General features: G+C 71.9%; 10 protein-coding genes and 1 pseudogene. 3 read left to right on the plus strand and 8 right to left on the minus strand.

What is annotated here, in order from left to right:
- Positions 1-98 precede the first annotated feature (98 nt).
- Positions 99-185, plus strand: a pseudogene (locus ABZ833_RS18965) (DNA-binding response regulator); the annotation flags it as partial.
- Positions 186-279: 94 nt separating this feature from the next.
- On the plus strand, positions 280-2,076 hold the full coding sequence (locus ABZ833_RS18970) for a glycoside hydrolase family 15 protein (protein WP_361047944.1): 1,797 nt from the start codon (positions 280-282) through the stop codon (positions 2,074-2,076).
- A 9-nt stretch (positions 2,077-2,085) separates the two neighbouring features.
- On the opposite strand, the gene ABZ833_RS18975 is transcribed toward ABZ833_RS18970, so the two are convergent.
- The 7 genes from ABZ833_RS18975 to ABZ833_RS19005 form a co-directional block, all read right to left on the minus strand.
- Positions 2,086-2,823, minus strand: coding sequence for a class I SAM-dependent methyltransferase (locus ABZ833_RS18975; protein ID WP_361047947.1), 738 nt, complete (start codon positions 2,821-2,823; stop codon positions 2,086-2,088).
- Between the two features lie 6 nt (positions 2,824-2,829).
- Positions 2,830-7,272 carry an aminotransferase class I/II-fold pyridoxal phosphate-dependent enzyme gene (locus ABZ833_RS18980; protein ID WP_361047950.1) on the minus strand — a complete coding sequence of 1,481 codons (4,443 nt, stop codon included), beginning with the start codon at positions 7,270-7,272 and terminating at the stop codon, positions 2,830-2,832.
- A gap of 159 nt (positions 7,273-7,431) precedes the next feature.
- The gene (locus ABZ833_RS18985; protein WP_361047953.1) at positions 7,432-9,108 is read right to left on the minus strand and encodes a right-handed parallel beta-helix repeat-containing protein; all 1,677 of its coding nucleotides are present in this window, start codon (positions 9,106-9,108) and stop codon (positions 7,432-7,434) included.
- Between the two features lie 5 nt (positions 9,109-9,113).
- The gene (locus ABZ833_RS18990) at positions 9,114-10,076 is read right to left on the minus strand and encodes a UDP-glucuronic acid decarboxylase family protein (RefSeq protein WP_361047955.1); all 963 of its coding nucleotides are present in this window, start codon (positions 10,074-10,076) and stop codon (positions 9,114-9,116) included.
- Positions 10,073-11,437, minus strand: a complete 1,365-nt coding sequence (locus tag ABZ833_RS18995; protein WP_361047957.1) for a UDP-glucose/GDP-mannose dehydrogenase family protein — start codon at positions 11,435-11,437, stop codon at positions 10,073-10,075. The genes ABZ833_RS18990 and ABZ833_RS18995 overlap by 4 nt, the downstream gene beginning before the upstream one ends.
- Before the next feature lie 25 nt (positions 11,438-11,462).
- The gene (galE, locus tag ABZ833_RS19000) at positions 11,463-12,527 is read right to left on the minus strand and encodes a UDP-glucose 4-epimerase GalE (RefSeq protein ID WP_361047960.1); all 1,065 of its coding nucleotides are present in this window, start codon (positions 12,525-12,527) and stop codon (positions 11,463-11,465) included.
- A 6-nt stretch (positions 12,528-12,533) separates the two neighbouring features.
- Positions 12,534-14,363, minus strand: a complete 1,830-nt coding sequence (locus tag ABZ833_RS19005; RefSeq protein WP_361047962.1) for a glycosyltransferase family 2 protein — start codon at positions 14,361-14,363, stop codon at positions 12,534-12,536.
- Between the two features lie 123 nt (positions 14,364-14,486).
- Here ABZ833_RS19005 and ABZ833_RS19010 point away from each other — a divergent pair, with 123 nt between their 5' ends.
- Complete coding sequence (locus ABZ833_RS19010; RefSeq protein WP_361047965.1) at positions 14,487-15,281, plus strand: TetR/AcrR family transcriptional regulator C-terminal domain-containing protein; 795 nt, start codon at positions 14,487-14,489, stop codon at positions 15,279-15,281.
- A gap of 115 nt (positions 15,282-15,396) precedes the next feature.
- Here ABZ833_RS19010 and ABZ833_RS19015 read toward each other — a convergent pair whose 3' ends face one another.
- The gene (locus ABZ833_RS19015; RefSeq protein ID WP_361047968.1) at positions 15,397-15,873 is read right to left on the minus strand and encodes a (2Fe-2S)-binding protein; all 477 of its coding nucleotides are present in this window, start codon (positions 15,871-15,873) and stop codon (positions 15,397-15,399) included.
- Positions 15,874-15,886 lie beyond the last annotated feature (13 nt).

A 15,886-nucleotide genomic window follows, 5' to 3' on the forward strand; every position in this document is an offset into this window, starting at 1 on the left:
CGACGAGCGCCCCACCCGCGACGAGCGCCGCGCCCGCGTACGCGGCGAGCACCCCGATCCCCGCCCGCGGTCCGATCGGCAGCTGGTCCAGGTCGACGGTCGCCAAACTCGGGCTGCGCGACCGCACCCAGGCGGTGGTCGCGGCGTACGAATCGGGGCTCGTGGTGCCGAGGGCGGGGTCCTGAGCCCAGGCCCCAGGCCCGGCTGCGCGCCCGCCGTGCAGCGCCTGCCCGCCGTACACTGGAAGGGCGGCAATGTGCATGACGGCGTGACTCGATCATGAACGCACGCATCGAGGACTACGCCCTCATCGGTGACCTGGAATCCGCTGCCATGCTCGGCACGGACGGGTCGATCGACTGGCTCTGCCTGCCGCGCTTCGACTCACCGGCCTGCTTCGCCGCGCTGCTCGGCACGGCGGACAACGGATTCTGGCGGGTTTCCCCCGTCGGCGCAGGCCCGTGCGACCGGCGGGCCTACCGCCAGGACACCCTGGTCATGGACTCCCACTGGGAGTGCCCCACCGGTGCCGTTCGCGTCACGGACTTCATGCCGCCCCGCGCACAGCTGCCCTGCATCGTGCGCGTCGTCGAGGGCGTCTCCGGCGCCGTGGCCATGCGCAGCGAACTGCGGCCGCGCTTCAACCAGGGCCGCGTCATCCCGTGGGTGCGGGCCCAGGAGCACTGCACGGTCGCCGTGGCCGGGCCGGACAGCCTGTGGCTGAGCGCCGATGGCCCGATGGAGATACGCGGCGGCGACCACACCGCCTCCACCGTCCTTGACTTCACCGTATCGGCGGGCCAGCGCCTCACGCTGCAGCTCGTGTGGGCGCCCTCGCATCTGCCCGATCCGCCCGCGCCCCTGAGCGTCCCGGCGGAGACGGCACTCAAGGCGACCGGCGACTTCTGGCGGCGCTGGACGGCCCAGTGCCGCTACCAGGGCCCCTGGCGGGAGGCCGTCACCCGCTCGCTGATCACGCTGAAAGCCCTCACCTACGCGCCCACGGGCGGCATCGTCGCGGCACCGACGACTTCCCTGCCCGAGTGCGTCGGCGGCGAGCGCAACTGGGACTACCGCTTCTGCTGGCTGCGCGATTCCACGCTGACCCTGTCCGCCCTGCTGCGCAGCGGCTACCGCGACGAGGCGACGGCCTGGCTCGACTGGCTGGTGCGTGCCGTGGCCGGAGACCCCGCCGGTCTGCAGGCGGTGTACGGGGTGGCGGGACAGCGGCGGCTGCCGGAGGCCGAGGCGCCGTGGCTGCCCGGCTATGAGGGGTCGCGGCCCGTACGGTTCGGGAACGCCGCGGTCGATCAGCTCCAGCTCGACGTCTACGGCGAGGTTCTCGACACGCTCTACCTGTCCTTGCGGGCGGGCATCCCGATGCAGCCCCACCTGTGGAGCCTGGTGGAATCCCTGATGAGCCATCTGCGCGAGCACTGGCGTGAACCCGACCAGGGCCTGTGGGAAGTCCGGGGAGGCAGGCGGCAGTTCGTCCACTCCAAGGTCATGTCGTGGGTCGCCGCCGACCGAGCCCTGCGCATGGGCGAGCTGCTCGGCAGGAACGAGTCCGCGGGGGAGTGGCGCGCCATGCGGGACGCGGTGCACCGGGAGGTGTGCCGCGAGGGGTGGGACGACGGGCGGAGGTCGTTCGTGCAGGCCTACGGATCGCCCGCCCTTGACGCGTCGGCCCTGCTGATCCCCAAGGTCGGCTTCCTGCCCCCCGACGACGTGCGCGTGCGCGACACCGTCCGGGCGATGGAGGCACTGGACCACCACGGGTTCGTGCGGAGGTACGCACACGACGGCAGGGGCACGCCCGACGTGGACGGAATGCATGGATCCGAGGGCACGTTCGTGGCGTGTTCCCTCTGGTACGCCGACGCGCTCGCGGCGACCGGCCACCTCCGGCAGGCGCGCGAGACCTTCGAGCGCGTCCTGGACGTACGCAACGACGTGGGCCTGCTCGCGGAGCAGTGGGATCCGGACGGCCGTCGCCAACTGGGCAACGCACCGCAGGCGTTCAGCCACATCGCGCTGGTGGAGACGGCGTTCGCACTCCAGGAGGCGGGCGCCTGAGGAGCGGGGTCACGCACCGCGCCTCGCCGCCGTCAGGAGCACCATTCCGGAGTCTCCGTAGTCCGGCAGCGTCGGGTCGGCGTCGATCCTCGTGACCGTGAGGCGCTCGGTGAGCGGGGCGAACACCTCGGTGACGACGGCCGGGTTCACCGGGCAGCCGGGCCAGCGCGACGCTGGCCCGATGCGGTACGTCGGCATGTTCTCCATGAACGCCGCGACGAGATGTCCGCCCGGCGCGACGGAGCGCACGAAGCGGTGGCAGAAGTCCGTGAACTCCGCGAAGTCCTCGGTGACGCCCTCGGCCACGAAGTTCATCGACGCGATGTCGTACGTCCCGGGCGGCAGCGCCCTGATGTCGCCGTGCACGACGCGCACACCCGCGAGCGCCTCCACAAGCGTCGGCGGCAGATCGGGGTTGAGGCGGCGGCACAGCGCGTGGAACGGCAACCAGCTCTCGTCCGGCCCTTGTTCGAGCTGCCGGGTCAGATAGGCGACGCCCGCCGCGCTCGCCTCGACGGCGTCGACGCGGCGGCTCGCGGCAGCGGCGGCGATCAGCGGATAGAGGTTGGGCCCGGCCCCGAACTCCAGGGAGCGTGCGGCGCTCCCCGGGGCGAACTGCCGGTAGAAGGCGCAGTGGTGGGCGATGACCGCGGCGTCGGACGGATGCAGCTCGCGGTAGTTCTCGCCGAGATAGTCCTGCACGGGCCAGCTGTCCCAGTCCACGTCGTCGTTGCGGGTCGGAGCCATGGGGTGTCAGCTCCCCGGTCGCAGCGGGAACCGTTCGGACAGGCGCGTCAGGGCCGCGTTGAGCCGGTCGATGTCCTCGTCCGAGTTGAGCGCCGTGAGCTGCACGCGGAAGCCGACCCGGTCGTGCGGCACCAGCGGATAGGCCGCCAGGGTCACGTAGATGCCCTGCTCCCACAGGAATCCGGCCACCGCGTCCAGGTCGGATCCGTCGGCCAGGGGGATCTCCACGATCGGCAGCTGATCGGAGTTGAGCGTGTCGACGCCGAGCCCGGCCACGTGGTCGAGCACCCGGACGGTCTTGCGGTGCAGATCGGCGCGGATGGCGTCGCCGCGCCGGTCGTTGACCTCCAGGCCGGCGAGCGCGGTGGCGAGCGAGGCCGTGGGCGAGGGCCCGGAGTAGAGGTAGGGGGCGGTGGAGACCTTCAGATGGTCCTTGAGCCAGGACGGCAGGGCGAGGAAGGCGAGCAGCGACGAATAGGCCTTGGAGAAGCCGCCGACGAGCACGATGTTGTCGTACGTCTCGCCGGTGTGCCGTACGACGCTGTTGCCGCGCAGTCCATACGGGCACGGTTCGTCGGCGCCGCGCTCTCCGATGACGCCGAATCCGTGGGTGTCGTCGATGTACAGCGTGGCGTCGAAGTCCCGGCACATCCCGGCAAGTTCGGGTACGTCGGCGATGTTCCCGCTCATGCTGTTGACGCCGTCGACGCAGACCAGGCGGGCCGCGCCGCGGGGCGCCGCCCGCAGCAGGGCGGCCAGTTCGTCGGGGCGCTCCGCGTGGAACCGCCGCAGGGTGGCGCCCTGCCCGCGGGCCGCCACGCAGCCGTCGTACACGGTGCGGTGCGCCGTGGCCTCGACGAAGACCTCGCCCTTGCCGGCGAGGACGGGGATCACCGAGGAGTGGATCAGCGTGGCCGTCGGGAGCAGCAGGGTGTCGGGTGCTCCGAGCAGCGCGGCGAGCCGCTCCTCGATCTCGGGGTACAGCCGGGGGCTGCCGAGCAGCCGGGACCAGCTGGGGTGCGTTCCCCAGCGGCGTACGGCGGGTTCGATGGCGTCGATGATCTCCGGATCGCAGTCGAAGCCCAGGTAGTTGCAGGAGGCGAAGTCGATGAGCCAGTGGTCCCCGCTGCGGATGTGCCGGCCGCGGACCTCGTCCAGGACGCAGTCGCTCATCGGGCTGGTCCGCCGCAGGTGGTCGAGATCGCCCCAGCGCGGATCGCGCGGTGCTTCCAGGAGTTCGGTGTCCGGTTCGCTCATGGTGCTCTGCCTCTCCGAGGAGATCGGGGCGGTCGGGGCGGCCGGTGGGGTGACGGCGACTGCGACAGCGGGGGCGGCAGGCACGACCCGGCCGCCCCGCGCGGCCCTGGGCCCCGTGGCGGCACCGTTGTCGCCCCGGCGCCGGCGCAGCAGCCGCTCCCCCTGCTCGGCCGTCAGCGGCCGTGCGAAGAGATAGCCCTGCCCGAACCCGCAGCCCATCCCGGCCAGCAGGTCCCGCTGCGCGGACTGCTCGATCCCCTCGGCGATGACCTGCAGGCCCATCGTGTCGGCGAGGTGCACGATTCCCTCGACGAGGGCGAGCTGCCGGGCGTCGTCGGTGATGTCGTCGATGAACGTCTTGTCGATCTTGAGTACGTCGATGGGGAACTCGCGGAGGTAGCGCAGCGAGGAGAAGCCCGTGCCGAAGTCGTCGACCGCGATCCGCACGCCCAGGTCCTTCAGCGCCTGCATGACCGCCTGGATCTGTCCGTCCCGCCGCATCAGCACCGACTCGGTGAGCTCCAGCTGCAGGGAACCCGGGGCGAGTCCGGGCGTGTCCAGGGCCTTGCGCACCTCGTCGAGGAAGCCCGCGTCACGGAACTGCCGCGCGGACACGTTGACGCTGATGTAGGGGCGACGGGCCCGGGAGGGCCCCACGCCCTGCAGGCCGGCGATGTCCGCGGCGGCGTTGCCGAGGACCCAGGCGCCCAGCGGCGTGATGTGCCCGGTCTCCTCGGCGAGCGGAATGAACTGCTGTGGCGGCACCAGGCCGCGCCGGGGGTGCGGCCACCGGGCCAGGGCCTCGAAGCCGACGATCTCGGCCGCGCCCGCCGCACCGCCCGCCCGGCCGCCGTTCGCGCTGATGTCCACGACGGGCTGATAGCGCAGCGCGAACTCCTCGTCGGCGATGGCCCGGTCCAGGCCCGCCTGCAGGTCGTGCCGCTCCCTCATGCGTACGTGCAGCCGCTGCTGGAAGCGGCGCCACTGGCGCTTGCCCGCCGCCTTGGCGGCGTACAGCGCCAGGTCGGCGTGGGCGAGGAGTTCCTCGGCGCTCGCGCTGTCCGCGGCCGTGGACACGCCCACGCTCGCCGAGACGCTCACGCTGTCGCCGGACAGGTGGAACGGCCTGCTGAGCGCCTGCACCACCTGCGCGGCGAGGATCTCGGCGTCGACGGGCCGCTTCGCGTCCTCCATCAGGACGGCGAACTCGTCGCCGCCGAGGCGGGCCGCGGTGTCGCTGCGGCGCAGCGACCGCGAGAGGCGCGATCCCACCGCGGTCAGGAGCCGGTCGCCGACCGAGTGCCCCAGCGTGTCGTTGACGACCTTGAAGTCGTCGAGGTCGATGAAGAGCACGCAGGTCAGCGCCGACTCGCGGCGGCCTCGCAGCAGCGCGCGCTCGATGCGCTCCAGGAGCAGCGTCCGGTTGGGAAGGCCGGTCAGCGCGTCGTGGAAGGCCCGCTGGGTGAGCTCGTGCTCCAGCTGACGCTGCTCCGTCACGTCCCGCAGCGTGACGACGAGCCCGCGGACGGTCGGGTCCTCGCGCAGGTCGCTGCACCGCACCTCCACCTCGATGCGCCCGCCGTCCCGGGGCATCCACCAGTAGTCGTGGGGCTCGTGCCGCGCGCCGCTGCGCATGGCCGCGAGTACCCGCGCCGCCCGGTCGCTGTCGCGCGGGTCCACCAGCGCGGGCAGCTCCGCACCGATCAGCGGGGCGTCCCCGAAGACGGCCTGGGCGGAGGGGCTGGCGTACCGGACGGTGTCGTCGTCGTCGACGATGAGGATGACGTCGGAGGCGTTGCGCACCAAGGTACGGAAGTACGCCTCGCTCTCCCTTCGGATGATCTCCTGGCGCAGTGTGATGCGCTCCTTCGCCAGGCCCGCGTGCGAGGCGAGGATCTCCAGGGAGCCCCAGATCTCGGTGAGCTGCTTCTCGGAGCCGCCCGTGATCAGCACACCCGGCGGCTCCTCCCCGGCCGGGCGGTCGCGCTGGATCATCGGGCACACCAGCGCATGCTGCTCGGCCCCGAAGCGGGCGGTGATCTCCGGGCCGAGGTCGGCGGCCTGCACCAGATGCGTGCGGCGCAGGCCGAGGGCGGCGTAGGGGGCCGGTGGTGCGTCGCCCGGCTCCAGGATCAGGGTCCACGAGCGGGTGTCGGGACCGGACAGCGCGGCGACCGTCGTCTCGCAGGTCTCGGCGATCTCCTCGGTGGTGATCGCGGACACCAGCGACGAGGCCGCGCCGCGCAGCGCGAGCTCACGGTCCACGGCCTTGCGGTGCACCACGACCATGCCCGCGAGCCGCAAGATCACCAGGAGGAACAGCGTGCCGGAGAAGGCGGCGATCACGGCCGCGTCATGGGCGCTGTCGAGCAGGCCCTCCGCGAACAGGATCGCCGGGGCGATGAGAGTGGCCGCGGCGAGCAGCACGAGCCTGCGCGGCGGCGGGAGCAGGGTCTGGCGCTGATGCGTGTAGGCGGTCAGCTCCACCATCGAGGGGTGCAGCGCGGCGAGGCCCCACGCCGTGTAGAACACGATCCAGCCGGTGTCCAGCAGGGTGCCCGCCTGCCACAGGCCGTTGAGCTGCAGAATCCCGTACGCGATGTCGAAGGCGAGCAGGGTGAGCGTGCCGAGGACGAGCAGGCGTACGGCGGGATTGTGACCGGTCACGAAGCCCGGCGTGAGCAGCCGGGCCAGGAGGGCCAGGACCAGCACGTCACCCAGCGGGTAGGCGATGCTGATGGCGCGCTGCGGCCAGGTCAGGCCCTCGACCTCGGTGAGCGGCTGGACGAGGTAGACCCAGACGGGCAGCGCGAGCCCGCCGGTGATGATCAGCGCGTCCAGGAGGCTCGGCAGGTCGCGGCCCGCCCAGCGGTAGCGGACGAGGCCGAAGAGGCCCGCCGCGAGCAGCGGATACACCGCGAGGTAGCAGGCGTCCGCCGGGGAGGGGAAGGGATTCGACGCCTGGAAGTACTGCTCGACCACGTTGTAGTACGTGTCGCCCGCGGCGAACGCCAACAGCCCGGCCGCAAGGACCCACCACGGCCAGCGGTGCGCGGGGCGGTGAACGTGCACCCCGATGAGGACGGCCGCGACGCCGCCGAGCCCGATGAGCGCCCAGAGCGGGGCGCGCAGGCCCGGCAGCGTCATGTAGACGGCGGTGAGAACGGCGACCAGGGCGAGGTAGGCGGCCATGAGCCGATGGGCGCGCAGGTGTCCCCGAGGATGTGCCCGAAGCAATGGCAAAGCGCCTCCCTGCGTGGCAGGGACACCCGGCCGAGAAACGCGTCAACCTGGGGTCTCGCTCCCTCGATCGTAGGCACGGGCGGTGGACGCCTGCATCTTCAACCGGCTCTAGTCCGGCGCGGGCAGCGCGGCCCCGACCGGCGGAGGCGTACCGACGGTGCGGCCGAAGTAGTCGACGGAACCGGGGTCGATGCCGAACAGCTTGCGCAGGTCGAGGCCCTTGTCCGCGAGGGCGGCGCAGTCCGGTGCGAGCCGGGGCGCGTCGCCGGGGGATTCGACGGCGGGCAGCTCGCCCCCGGCGAAGCAGGGGTCGACGGTCAGGCCGGACGGCTCTCCGTCGACGCGTTCCTGGCCGGTTGCCTTCCGCCATGCGTCGAGGCCGGTGTAGGCGTGGTCGCCCCATTGCAGGGCCCACTGTCCCTGCGGCGCACGGTAGTTGTTGCCCTGCACCAGGACGTTCTTGGCCGTGAGGCCGCGGTCCACCAGGGCCAGCGGGGAGCCGTCGGTGACGAAGGTGTTGTTGCGCACGGTGACGCCCGTCTGGCCGTCCATCAGGCGCAGGGCGGGACCGCTCTTTCCGTTCTCCAGAGCCGTCATGACCACGGTGTTCTGGTAGATCCGCAGGTTGCGCACATCGTGGCCGTAGACGGCGAGTCCGCCGAAGCGCGGCAGCTTGCGGCCGTCGTCGGACGTGATGTTGTAGCGGATCGTGTTGTCGGTGTGCGCGCCGTTCGCCTTGCGGGTGTAGGCGTAGAAGCCGGGGCCGTCGTTGTGGAACGCCAGGTTGTACTGGATCGTCGAGTCCGAGACGTTCTCGTCGAATCCGAACCCGGCACCGTCGACGTCGGAGCCCGTGTGGTTGCGGTAGGCGGTGTTGTGCTCCAGGAGCACGTCCGTGGCGTCGTAGGCCCAGATGCCCACCGGACCCGACGGCGCCTCGGTCGCCGATGCCGATCCGTTGTCGTGGGCGCTGGAGTCGCGCACCGTGGCGTGGCGCACGGCGCCGAGGATGATGCCGTCGCCGGTGTGGCGCTCGACCGCCTCGGGATCACCGCTGTTGCGGTAGGCGTCGACGTCCGAGATGTCGAAGTCCTCGTGTGCGTAGGCGGGTTGGCCGGGGTCGAACTGGGGGCCGTACGTCAGGAGACCTGCGTCCTTGTTGCCGTGCAGCTGTGCCTGACGGATCGTCACGTTCTTGAATCCGTTGCCCTTCTCGATGCCGCCGACCGCGATGCCCACCTGGAATCCGGAGACGGTGACGTCGGAGACGGAGACACGGTCCAGCTTTCCGCCGCCCGGACGGTCGGCGTAGAGGTTGATGCCGCCGTCGCGGGCGTAGGCGGCGCGGTCCCCCTTGACGGTGAGATCACGGATCTGCACGCCCGCCGTGTTGTGCACGGAGATGCCGGGGGAGTCCTCGGCCTCTACGGTCGCCCGCCCTTCGCCGTACGACCCGACCACCACGGGACGGTCCGCGCTGCCCGCCTCGGTGTCGTTCAGGGTGATGGTGCCGGTGAACCGGGCGCCGCCTTCGAGCAGCAGCCGGTCGCCGGGTTCGAGCGCCACGCGCTCGGCACGGGCGAGGGTCCGCCAGGCCTGACCGGGCGACGAGCCGTCGTTCTGGTCGTCGCCCTCGGAGCTGACGTAGTACGTGCCGGCCTTCGTCTCGGGCGCGTAGTGGGGCGTGGCCGCACAGCCGCTCGCGCCGATCAGCACGACCGCGGCGGTGAGGACGCCAGGGCCGGTGCAGCGCCTGGCGGCGGCGGTGGCGGCTTTCCTGCGCATGGGGATCAGGCCTCCACCGGTATCCGCGTGAGCGGCGGTCCGGACCGCGTGGCGAACCACGCCACCGTGCGCCGCAGCCCCTCGTCGAGGGGGACGCGCGGCATCCAGCCGAGCTGTTCCACGGCCCGGTTGATCACCGGGCGGCGGCGGGTCGGGTCGTCGACGGGCAGCGAGCGGTAGGCGATGCGCGAGGGCGATCCGGTGATGTGCAGGACGAGCTCCGCGAGCTCGCGGACCGTGCGCTCGCTCGGGTTGCCCAGGTTCACCGGTCCGCTGCGGTCGCTGTCCAGCATCGCGATCAGACCCCGGACGAGGTCGTCGACGTAGCAGAAACTGCGGGTCTGGCTGCCGTCGCCGTAGAGGGTCAGCGGCCTGCCCGCCAGGGCCTGGCGGACGAGGGTGGAGACCACGCGCCCGTCGTGCGGCCGCATCCGCGGACCGTACGTATTGAAGATCCGTACGATGCCGACGTCGACGCCGAGGCTGCGCCGGTACGCCATGGCGAGCGCCTCCGCGAACCGCTTGGCCTCGTCGTAGACGCTGCGCGGGCCGACCGGATTGACGTGGCCCCAGTACTCCTCGGGCTGCGGGTGGACCTCGGGGTCGCCGTAGACCTCGCTGGTGGAGGTGAGCAGGAAGCGGGCACCATGCCGCTGCGCCAGGCGCAGGGCGTTCTCGGTGCCGCGGCTGCCGACGGCCAGGGTCTCCAGGGCGAGGCGGTGGTAGTCCGGCGGGGACGCGGGGCTCGCGAGGTGGGCGACGGCGTCCACGGGGCCCGGCACGTCGAACGGCTCCGTCACGTCGGCGCGGATCAGCCGGAAGCGGGGCGCGCCGCGCAGGTGGGCGACGTTCTCCGGTTCACCGGTGCAGAAGTTGTCCAGGCAGCAGACCGTGTCTCCTCTGCGCAGCAGGGCCTCGCACAGATGGGATCCCACGAATCCGCCGCCGCCCGTCACCACGACCTTCATGACGCACCTCCGGCGAGCGCGGCCACCTTGGCCTGGGAAGGGACGGGCGGGGAGAGCCGCGGCCGGCCCGGGGCGTGCACGGCCCAGCCGGCGGCCGACCAGGACCGCGGGTCGAGGCTGTTGCGCGCGTCCAGGAGGACCGGGGAGCGCACCAGCGCGGCGAGCGCGGCGGGGTCGATGTCCTGGTACTCGGGCCAGTCGGTCAGATGCAGGACCAGGTCGGCGTCCTCGCACGCCTTGTCGACGTCCAGGGCGTAGGCGAGCTCGGGGTGGACGGCGCGCGCGTTGTCGACGGCCTCCGGGTCGTGCACGCGGACCTCCGCGCCTTGCTGGTGCAGGGCCGCGGCCACGACCAGGGCGGGCGAGTCGCGGACGTCGTCGCTGCCCGGCTTGAACGCCGCGCCGAGCACGGCGATCCTGCGCCCGGTGAACGAGCCGCCGAGCAGACGGCGGGCCCGCTCGACGGTCCGCTGCCGCTGCCGGGTGTTGATCCGGTCGACCTCGTGCAGGAACGCCACGGCCTCACCGGCGCCGATCTCCTCGGCGCGGGCGGCGAAGGCCCGGATGTCCTTGGGGAAGCAGCTGCCGCCGAAGCCGAGCCCGGGTGCCAGGAAGCGGGGGCCGATCCGCGAGTCCGCGCCGATGGCCCTGGCCAGGACCGATGCGTCGGCACCCGCGGCGTCGCACACCTCGGCCATGGCGTTGATGAAGGAGATCTTGGTGGCGAGGAAGGAGTTCGCCGCCACCTTGACCAGCTCCGCCGTCGCCGGGTCGGTGCAGAAGAACGGCACTCCGGCGGCGATCATCGGCGCGTAGATCGCCCGCAGCACGGCCTCGGCGTGCTGCGACGTGACGCCCACGACGAGCCGCTCGGGACGCATGGTGTCCTCGACGGCGGATCCCTCGCGCAGGAACTCGGGGTTCCAGGCGACCTCCGTGCCGGGCGTCATGTCGGCGAGGCGCTCGCCGAGCCGTGCCGCCGTGCCCACCGGCACGGTCGACTTGCCCACGATCAGACTGCCGGGCCGCAGGTGCGGGGCCAGGCCGTCCACGACGGAGTCCACGTACCGGAGGTCGGCCGCCTTGCTGTCGGGGCGCTGCGGGGTGCCCACGCACATGAAGTGCGTCCCGGCGAACGCGGCGCCCTCGGCGAGCGAGGTGGAGAAGCGCAGTCTGCCCGAGGCGACGGTCCTGGCGAGCAGTTCGTCGAGTCCGTCCTCGTGGATGGGCGCCCGGCCCGCCGACAGGGATGCGATCCGTTCGGCGTCGATGTCGATGCCGAGGACCTGGTGGCCGATGTCGGCCATGCACGCGGCGTGCACCGTTCCCACGTAACCGGTGCCGATCACTGTCATCCGCATGACGTCGCTCCTTACGGGTCGTGCCTCACGGGCTGTGGTGCTTGCTGTTGATGTGCCGGCCGGGACCGGCGTATCCATGGGGGTTGAGCTGCTGGAACCGCCATGCGTCCCGGCACATGTCGTGCAGGTCCCGGGTGGGGCGCCAGCCCCAGGCGCGCGCCACCGCGCCCGCGTCGGCGACGAGTTCGGTGACGTCGCCGGGGCGGCGCGGCATGATCTGGTACGGGATGGCCCTGCCGCAGGCCGCGCCGAAGGCGGAGACCACGTCGAGGACCGAACGGCCCGTGCCCACACCGAGGTTGAAAACCCGCAGGCCCGGTCCGTCGGCGAGGTGGTCCAGGGCGATGCGGTGGGCCTCTGCGGTGTCCATCACATGGAGGTAGTCGCGGATCGCGGTGCCGTCGGGCGTGGGGTAGTCGTCGCCGAACACGGGGAGCCGCTCACGCCGTCCGACGGCGACCTGCGCCACGTACGGCATCAGATTGTCGGGGACGCCGCCCGGGTCCTCGCCGAGGAGGCCGCTGGGGTGGGCGCCGACGGGGTTGAAGTAGCGCAGCGCGAGCACGGTGAACTCCGGGCAGCGTGCGCAGACATCGGCGAGCACCTGCTCGCACATCCACTTGGAGGCGGCGTACGGATTGGTGGGCCCGGCGGGGGTCGACTCGTCGAGCGGCCCGCGCCCGGCGTCGCCGTAGATGGAACAGGAGGAGGAGAACACCAGCTGGTGCACGCCGTGTTCGCGCATGACCTGCAGCAGCGCGGTCGTGCCGCCGACGTTGGTGTCGTAGTACTCGATGGGCATCCGTGTCGACTCGCCCACGGCCTTGTGCGCGGCAAAGTGCACGACGGCATCCACGGAGTGGCGGTCGAATACGGCCGACAGGGCGCGCCGATCACGGATGTCCAGCTCATAGACGGCGCCGACGAAGCGGTCGGCGATCCGTTCCACCCGCGTGAAGACCTGCGGGGTGCTGTGGGAGTAGTCGTCGATCACGATCAATTCGTAGCCGTGGTCGAGGAGTTCGACGCAGGTGTGGCTTCCGATGAAGCCGGCACCGCCGGTGACGAGGATCGTGGAGGGTGCGCTCATGGCCGTTCACCAGCTCAGGACGGCGGCGGCGTACGCCGGGTAGAAGACGAGGGCGGTGGCGACCGGCAGTGTCGCAAGGAGGCCGAGGGCCAGCGGCAGCCGTGCGGGCGCCAGCGCGCGGGTGAAGCGGACGTCCGCGGCCCGTGCCGCCTCCCGCACGTGGAGCAGCGGGATGGCGAGGGCGACGGCCGCGTAGGTCGTGGCGGCGAGCAGGCAGAGGAAGACGTAGCCGGCCGAGGGGCTTGTCAGCTCGCCGATCAGGGCGATCGAGGACAGGGAGACGGCCAGTGCGACGAAGGGCAGGATGAGCCGGGCGGGCAGCGGCCGGGGTCCGCCGGTGTCCTTGGGTGTGACCTTGAAGGTCACGGGCCGTCGGTGCAGCTTCTGTCCGACGGCGCCGAACAGGCCGAGGATGACGAACGGCCAGCGCGCGAGCGCGAACAGCCACGTCTCCCAGCTGATCAGCGGGGCGGTGCGCGGGCGGAGCATTCCGCGGCGACGCATCAGGTACAGGGTCAGGAGCAGCCACACGGGCATGGACCAGAAGTGGATCAGGAAGTCGAAGTAGTTGACGTTCATCCACGGCAGGCCGGTGAGTATGGCGATCGGCGGCAGGGTGAGTCCTGCGGTGATCATCAGGCCGAGGAGCGGGTAGTAGGCGAGGGCGTACGCGAAGCGCAGCCGCAGCAGGAGGGGCAGCCGGCGCAGATGGCGCGGCAGCAGACCCAGGAGCATCGTGGTGAGGCTCCGCGACCACTGGTACTCCTGCGTGATCATGTCGGCGAAGGTGAGCGGTCCGTCCCCGTGCGCCTCGGCGTCGATGGCGAACGCACCGTGCCAGCCCGCCGAGTTGAGCAGATACGTGGTCGAGAAGTCCTCGGCGAGCTCCGGGCCGAGGCCGCCGATGTCCCGCAGCGCGCGGGTGCGCACGGCGTAGTGGGAGCCGATGCACATGGGGGCGAGACCGTCGCTGTGGCCGAGCTGCACCGCGCCGTGCCAGACGGCCTCCCGGTGCAGCCGCCCCCGGGCCGCCCATGACACCGCGCCGTTGGCGTCGCACATGCTGGGCGCTGCCACGTAGCCGATGGCGGGGTCGTCGAAGGGGCGGACCATCTCGGAGAGGTAGGTCGGCGCGGGCACGTGGTCGCAGTCGAGCTGCGCGACCACGTCGTAGCAGCGGTAGCCCCAGTTGTCGTAGAAGTAGGCGAGATTGCCTTCCTTGCAGCGGGTGCGGCGCGGCCAGTCGCTGCGGTGGTACGGGTCCACGCCGCGGCGGCAGGACATCCGCACCCGGTGCGTGCGGCACCAGCCGGTGATCTCCTCGGTGGGGTCCTCGTCGCACAGCCACACGTCGTAGGGGTACGGAAAGTCCTGGGCCAGCATCGCCTCCAGCGTCTGCCGGGCGGTGGGCCACGGTTCCGAGGGGGCGCGGGTCACGGCGAAGGCGACCGGGAGCGCGGGCACCGGAAGATCCGGGTCGACGCGGCGCAGGCGCAGGGCGGTGACGAAGAAGTAGCAGGGCAGGCCGGTGAGGTAGAGCAGGAGGGCGCTGTTGACGATCAGGCCCGCCCAGCCGACGCGGTGCTCCGGTTGCAGCCACCAGACCCAGAACCACAGAAAGCTCAGCGCCCAGCCCGCGGCGATCACCATGAGGGCGGCCCGGTCGCGCCGGGGGAGTGCGGGCACGAAGGTCGTCGGCCGGACGGTGCGCACCGGGAACGGATGTCCGAAGACGGGGCCGCCGGCGGTGACGCGGACGACGTTGCCGTCCGACATCCGCGCGAGTTCGCGCTCCACCTGGACCAGATCCGCCGACATCGGCTCGCTGTGCGTCATGGCGAGACGCTCCTGAGAGGTCTGACGCTGTACGCTGACTACGTACGTTTACGTCGTATATGTACGACTTTGCACCCGATGCTCCCTGAGGTCAAGGGGGCCAGAGAGGCGGAGGCGGCGGACATGCCGAAAGAGGCGGCGGACAAGCCGAAGGGGAAAGGGGCGGCCGCGACCGAGGGACGGCGCGCCAGCGACCGGGGGCGCTATGGACGGCTCAGCCGGGAGCGCGTCCTGGCCACGGCCCTGGACGTCGTCGACCGCGACGGGCTCTCGGGCCTGAGCATGCGCAAGCTCGGCGCGGAGCTGGGGGTGGAGGCGATGGCCCTGTACCGGTACGCGGCCGGCAAGGGGGCTCTGCTCGACGGCCTGGTCGAGGCGTTCTGCCAGGAGCTGGAGGGTGATCTGGCCGCTGCCGAGCCCGCAGTCGCCGCCGAGCCTGAAGCCGAAGCCGAGCCTGAAGCCGAGCCCGAAGCCGAGCCCGAAGCCGAGCCCCAGGCCGACGACTGGAGACGGGAGCTGCACCGCATCGCACTCGCCACCTACCGCGTCGCCCAGCGGCACCCGAACATGGTCCCGCTGCTCGCCACCCGCCTGCTGTCCACCCCGCTGGCCCGCCGCCCCGCTGCCGTGCTGCGCAGTGACGAGCGCATCCTGGCCCTGCTCCATGACGCCGGTCTGGGCGACCGCCGCTCGGTCCAGGTCCACCGGGCGTTCACGGCGTGGCTGCTCGGCTATCTCCTCGTCGAACTGCGGGCCATGGACGACGAGCCGGGCGAACCGGACCCGGCCTTCCGGCTCGGCCTGCACCGCATGCCCGCCCAGGAGTTCCCGCGGCTGCGGGCCACCGCCATCTCCCTGGACGGGCAGGGCGGGCCGGAGCAACTGGCCGCGGGGCTCGACGCGTTGCTCGGGACATGAGGCGGCGGACACCCGGGCATGCTCGCCGCCCGCGGGCACGGCTTCCCCGCCCGGCGCGCGGCGGCGGGCCCCGACGCCGCGCAGGCGCCGGAACCCGCCGTGGAGGCAAGGGAGTTCACATCCGCTTCGCCCCGGCCTTGATGGCCTCGCGGATCCGGGTGTACGTACCGCACCGGCAGATGTTGCGGATCTCGTCCAGGTCGCCGTCGCTGATCTCACGACCAGCGGCGGCGGCCTGCCTTACCTTGGCGACGGCGGCCATGATCTGGCCCGGCTGGCAGTACCCGCACTGCGAGACATCCAGCTCCAGCCAGGCCTCCTGCATCGGGTGCAGCTCCTTGCCGACGGTGCCCGGCAGGCCCTCGATGGTGGTGACCTCGTCGTCGGTGCCGATCTTCGACACCGGCACCGAACAGGGGTTGAACGCCTTGCCGTTGATGTGCGACGTACAGGCCTGGCAGACGCCGAGACCGCAGCCGTACTTCGGCCCGGTCACGCCGAGCAGGTCACGCAGGACCCACAGGAGGCGTACGTCGTCCTCCGCCTCGACGGTGATCTGCTCGCCGTTGAGCTTGAAGGTGTGGCGCGGCACGGAAGGCTCCTCA

The sequence above is a fragment of the Streptomyces sp. NPDC047525 genome (assembly GCF_040643025.1).
Lineage (GTDB): Bacteria > Actinomycetota > Actinomycetes > Streptomycetales > Streptomycetaceae > Streptomyces > Streptomyces durmitorensis.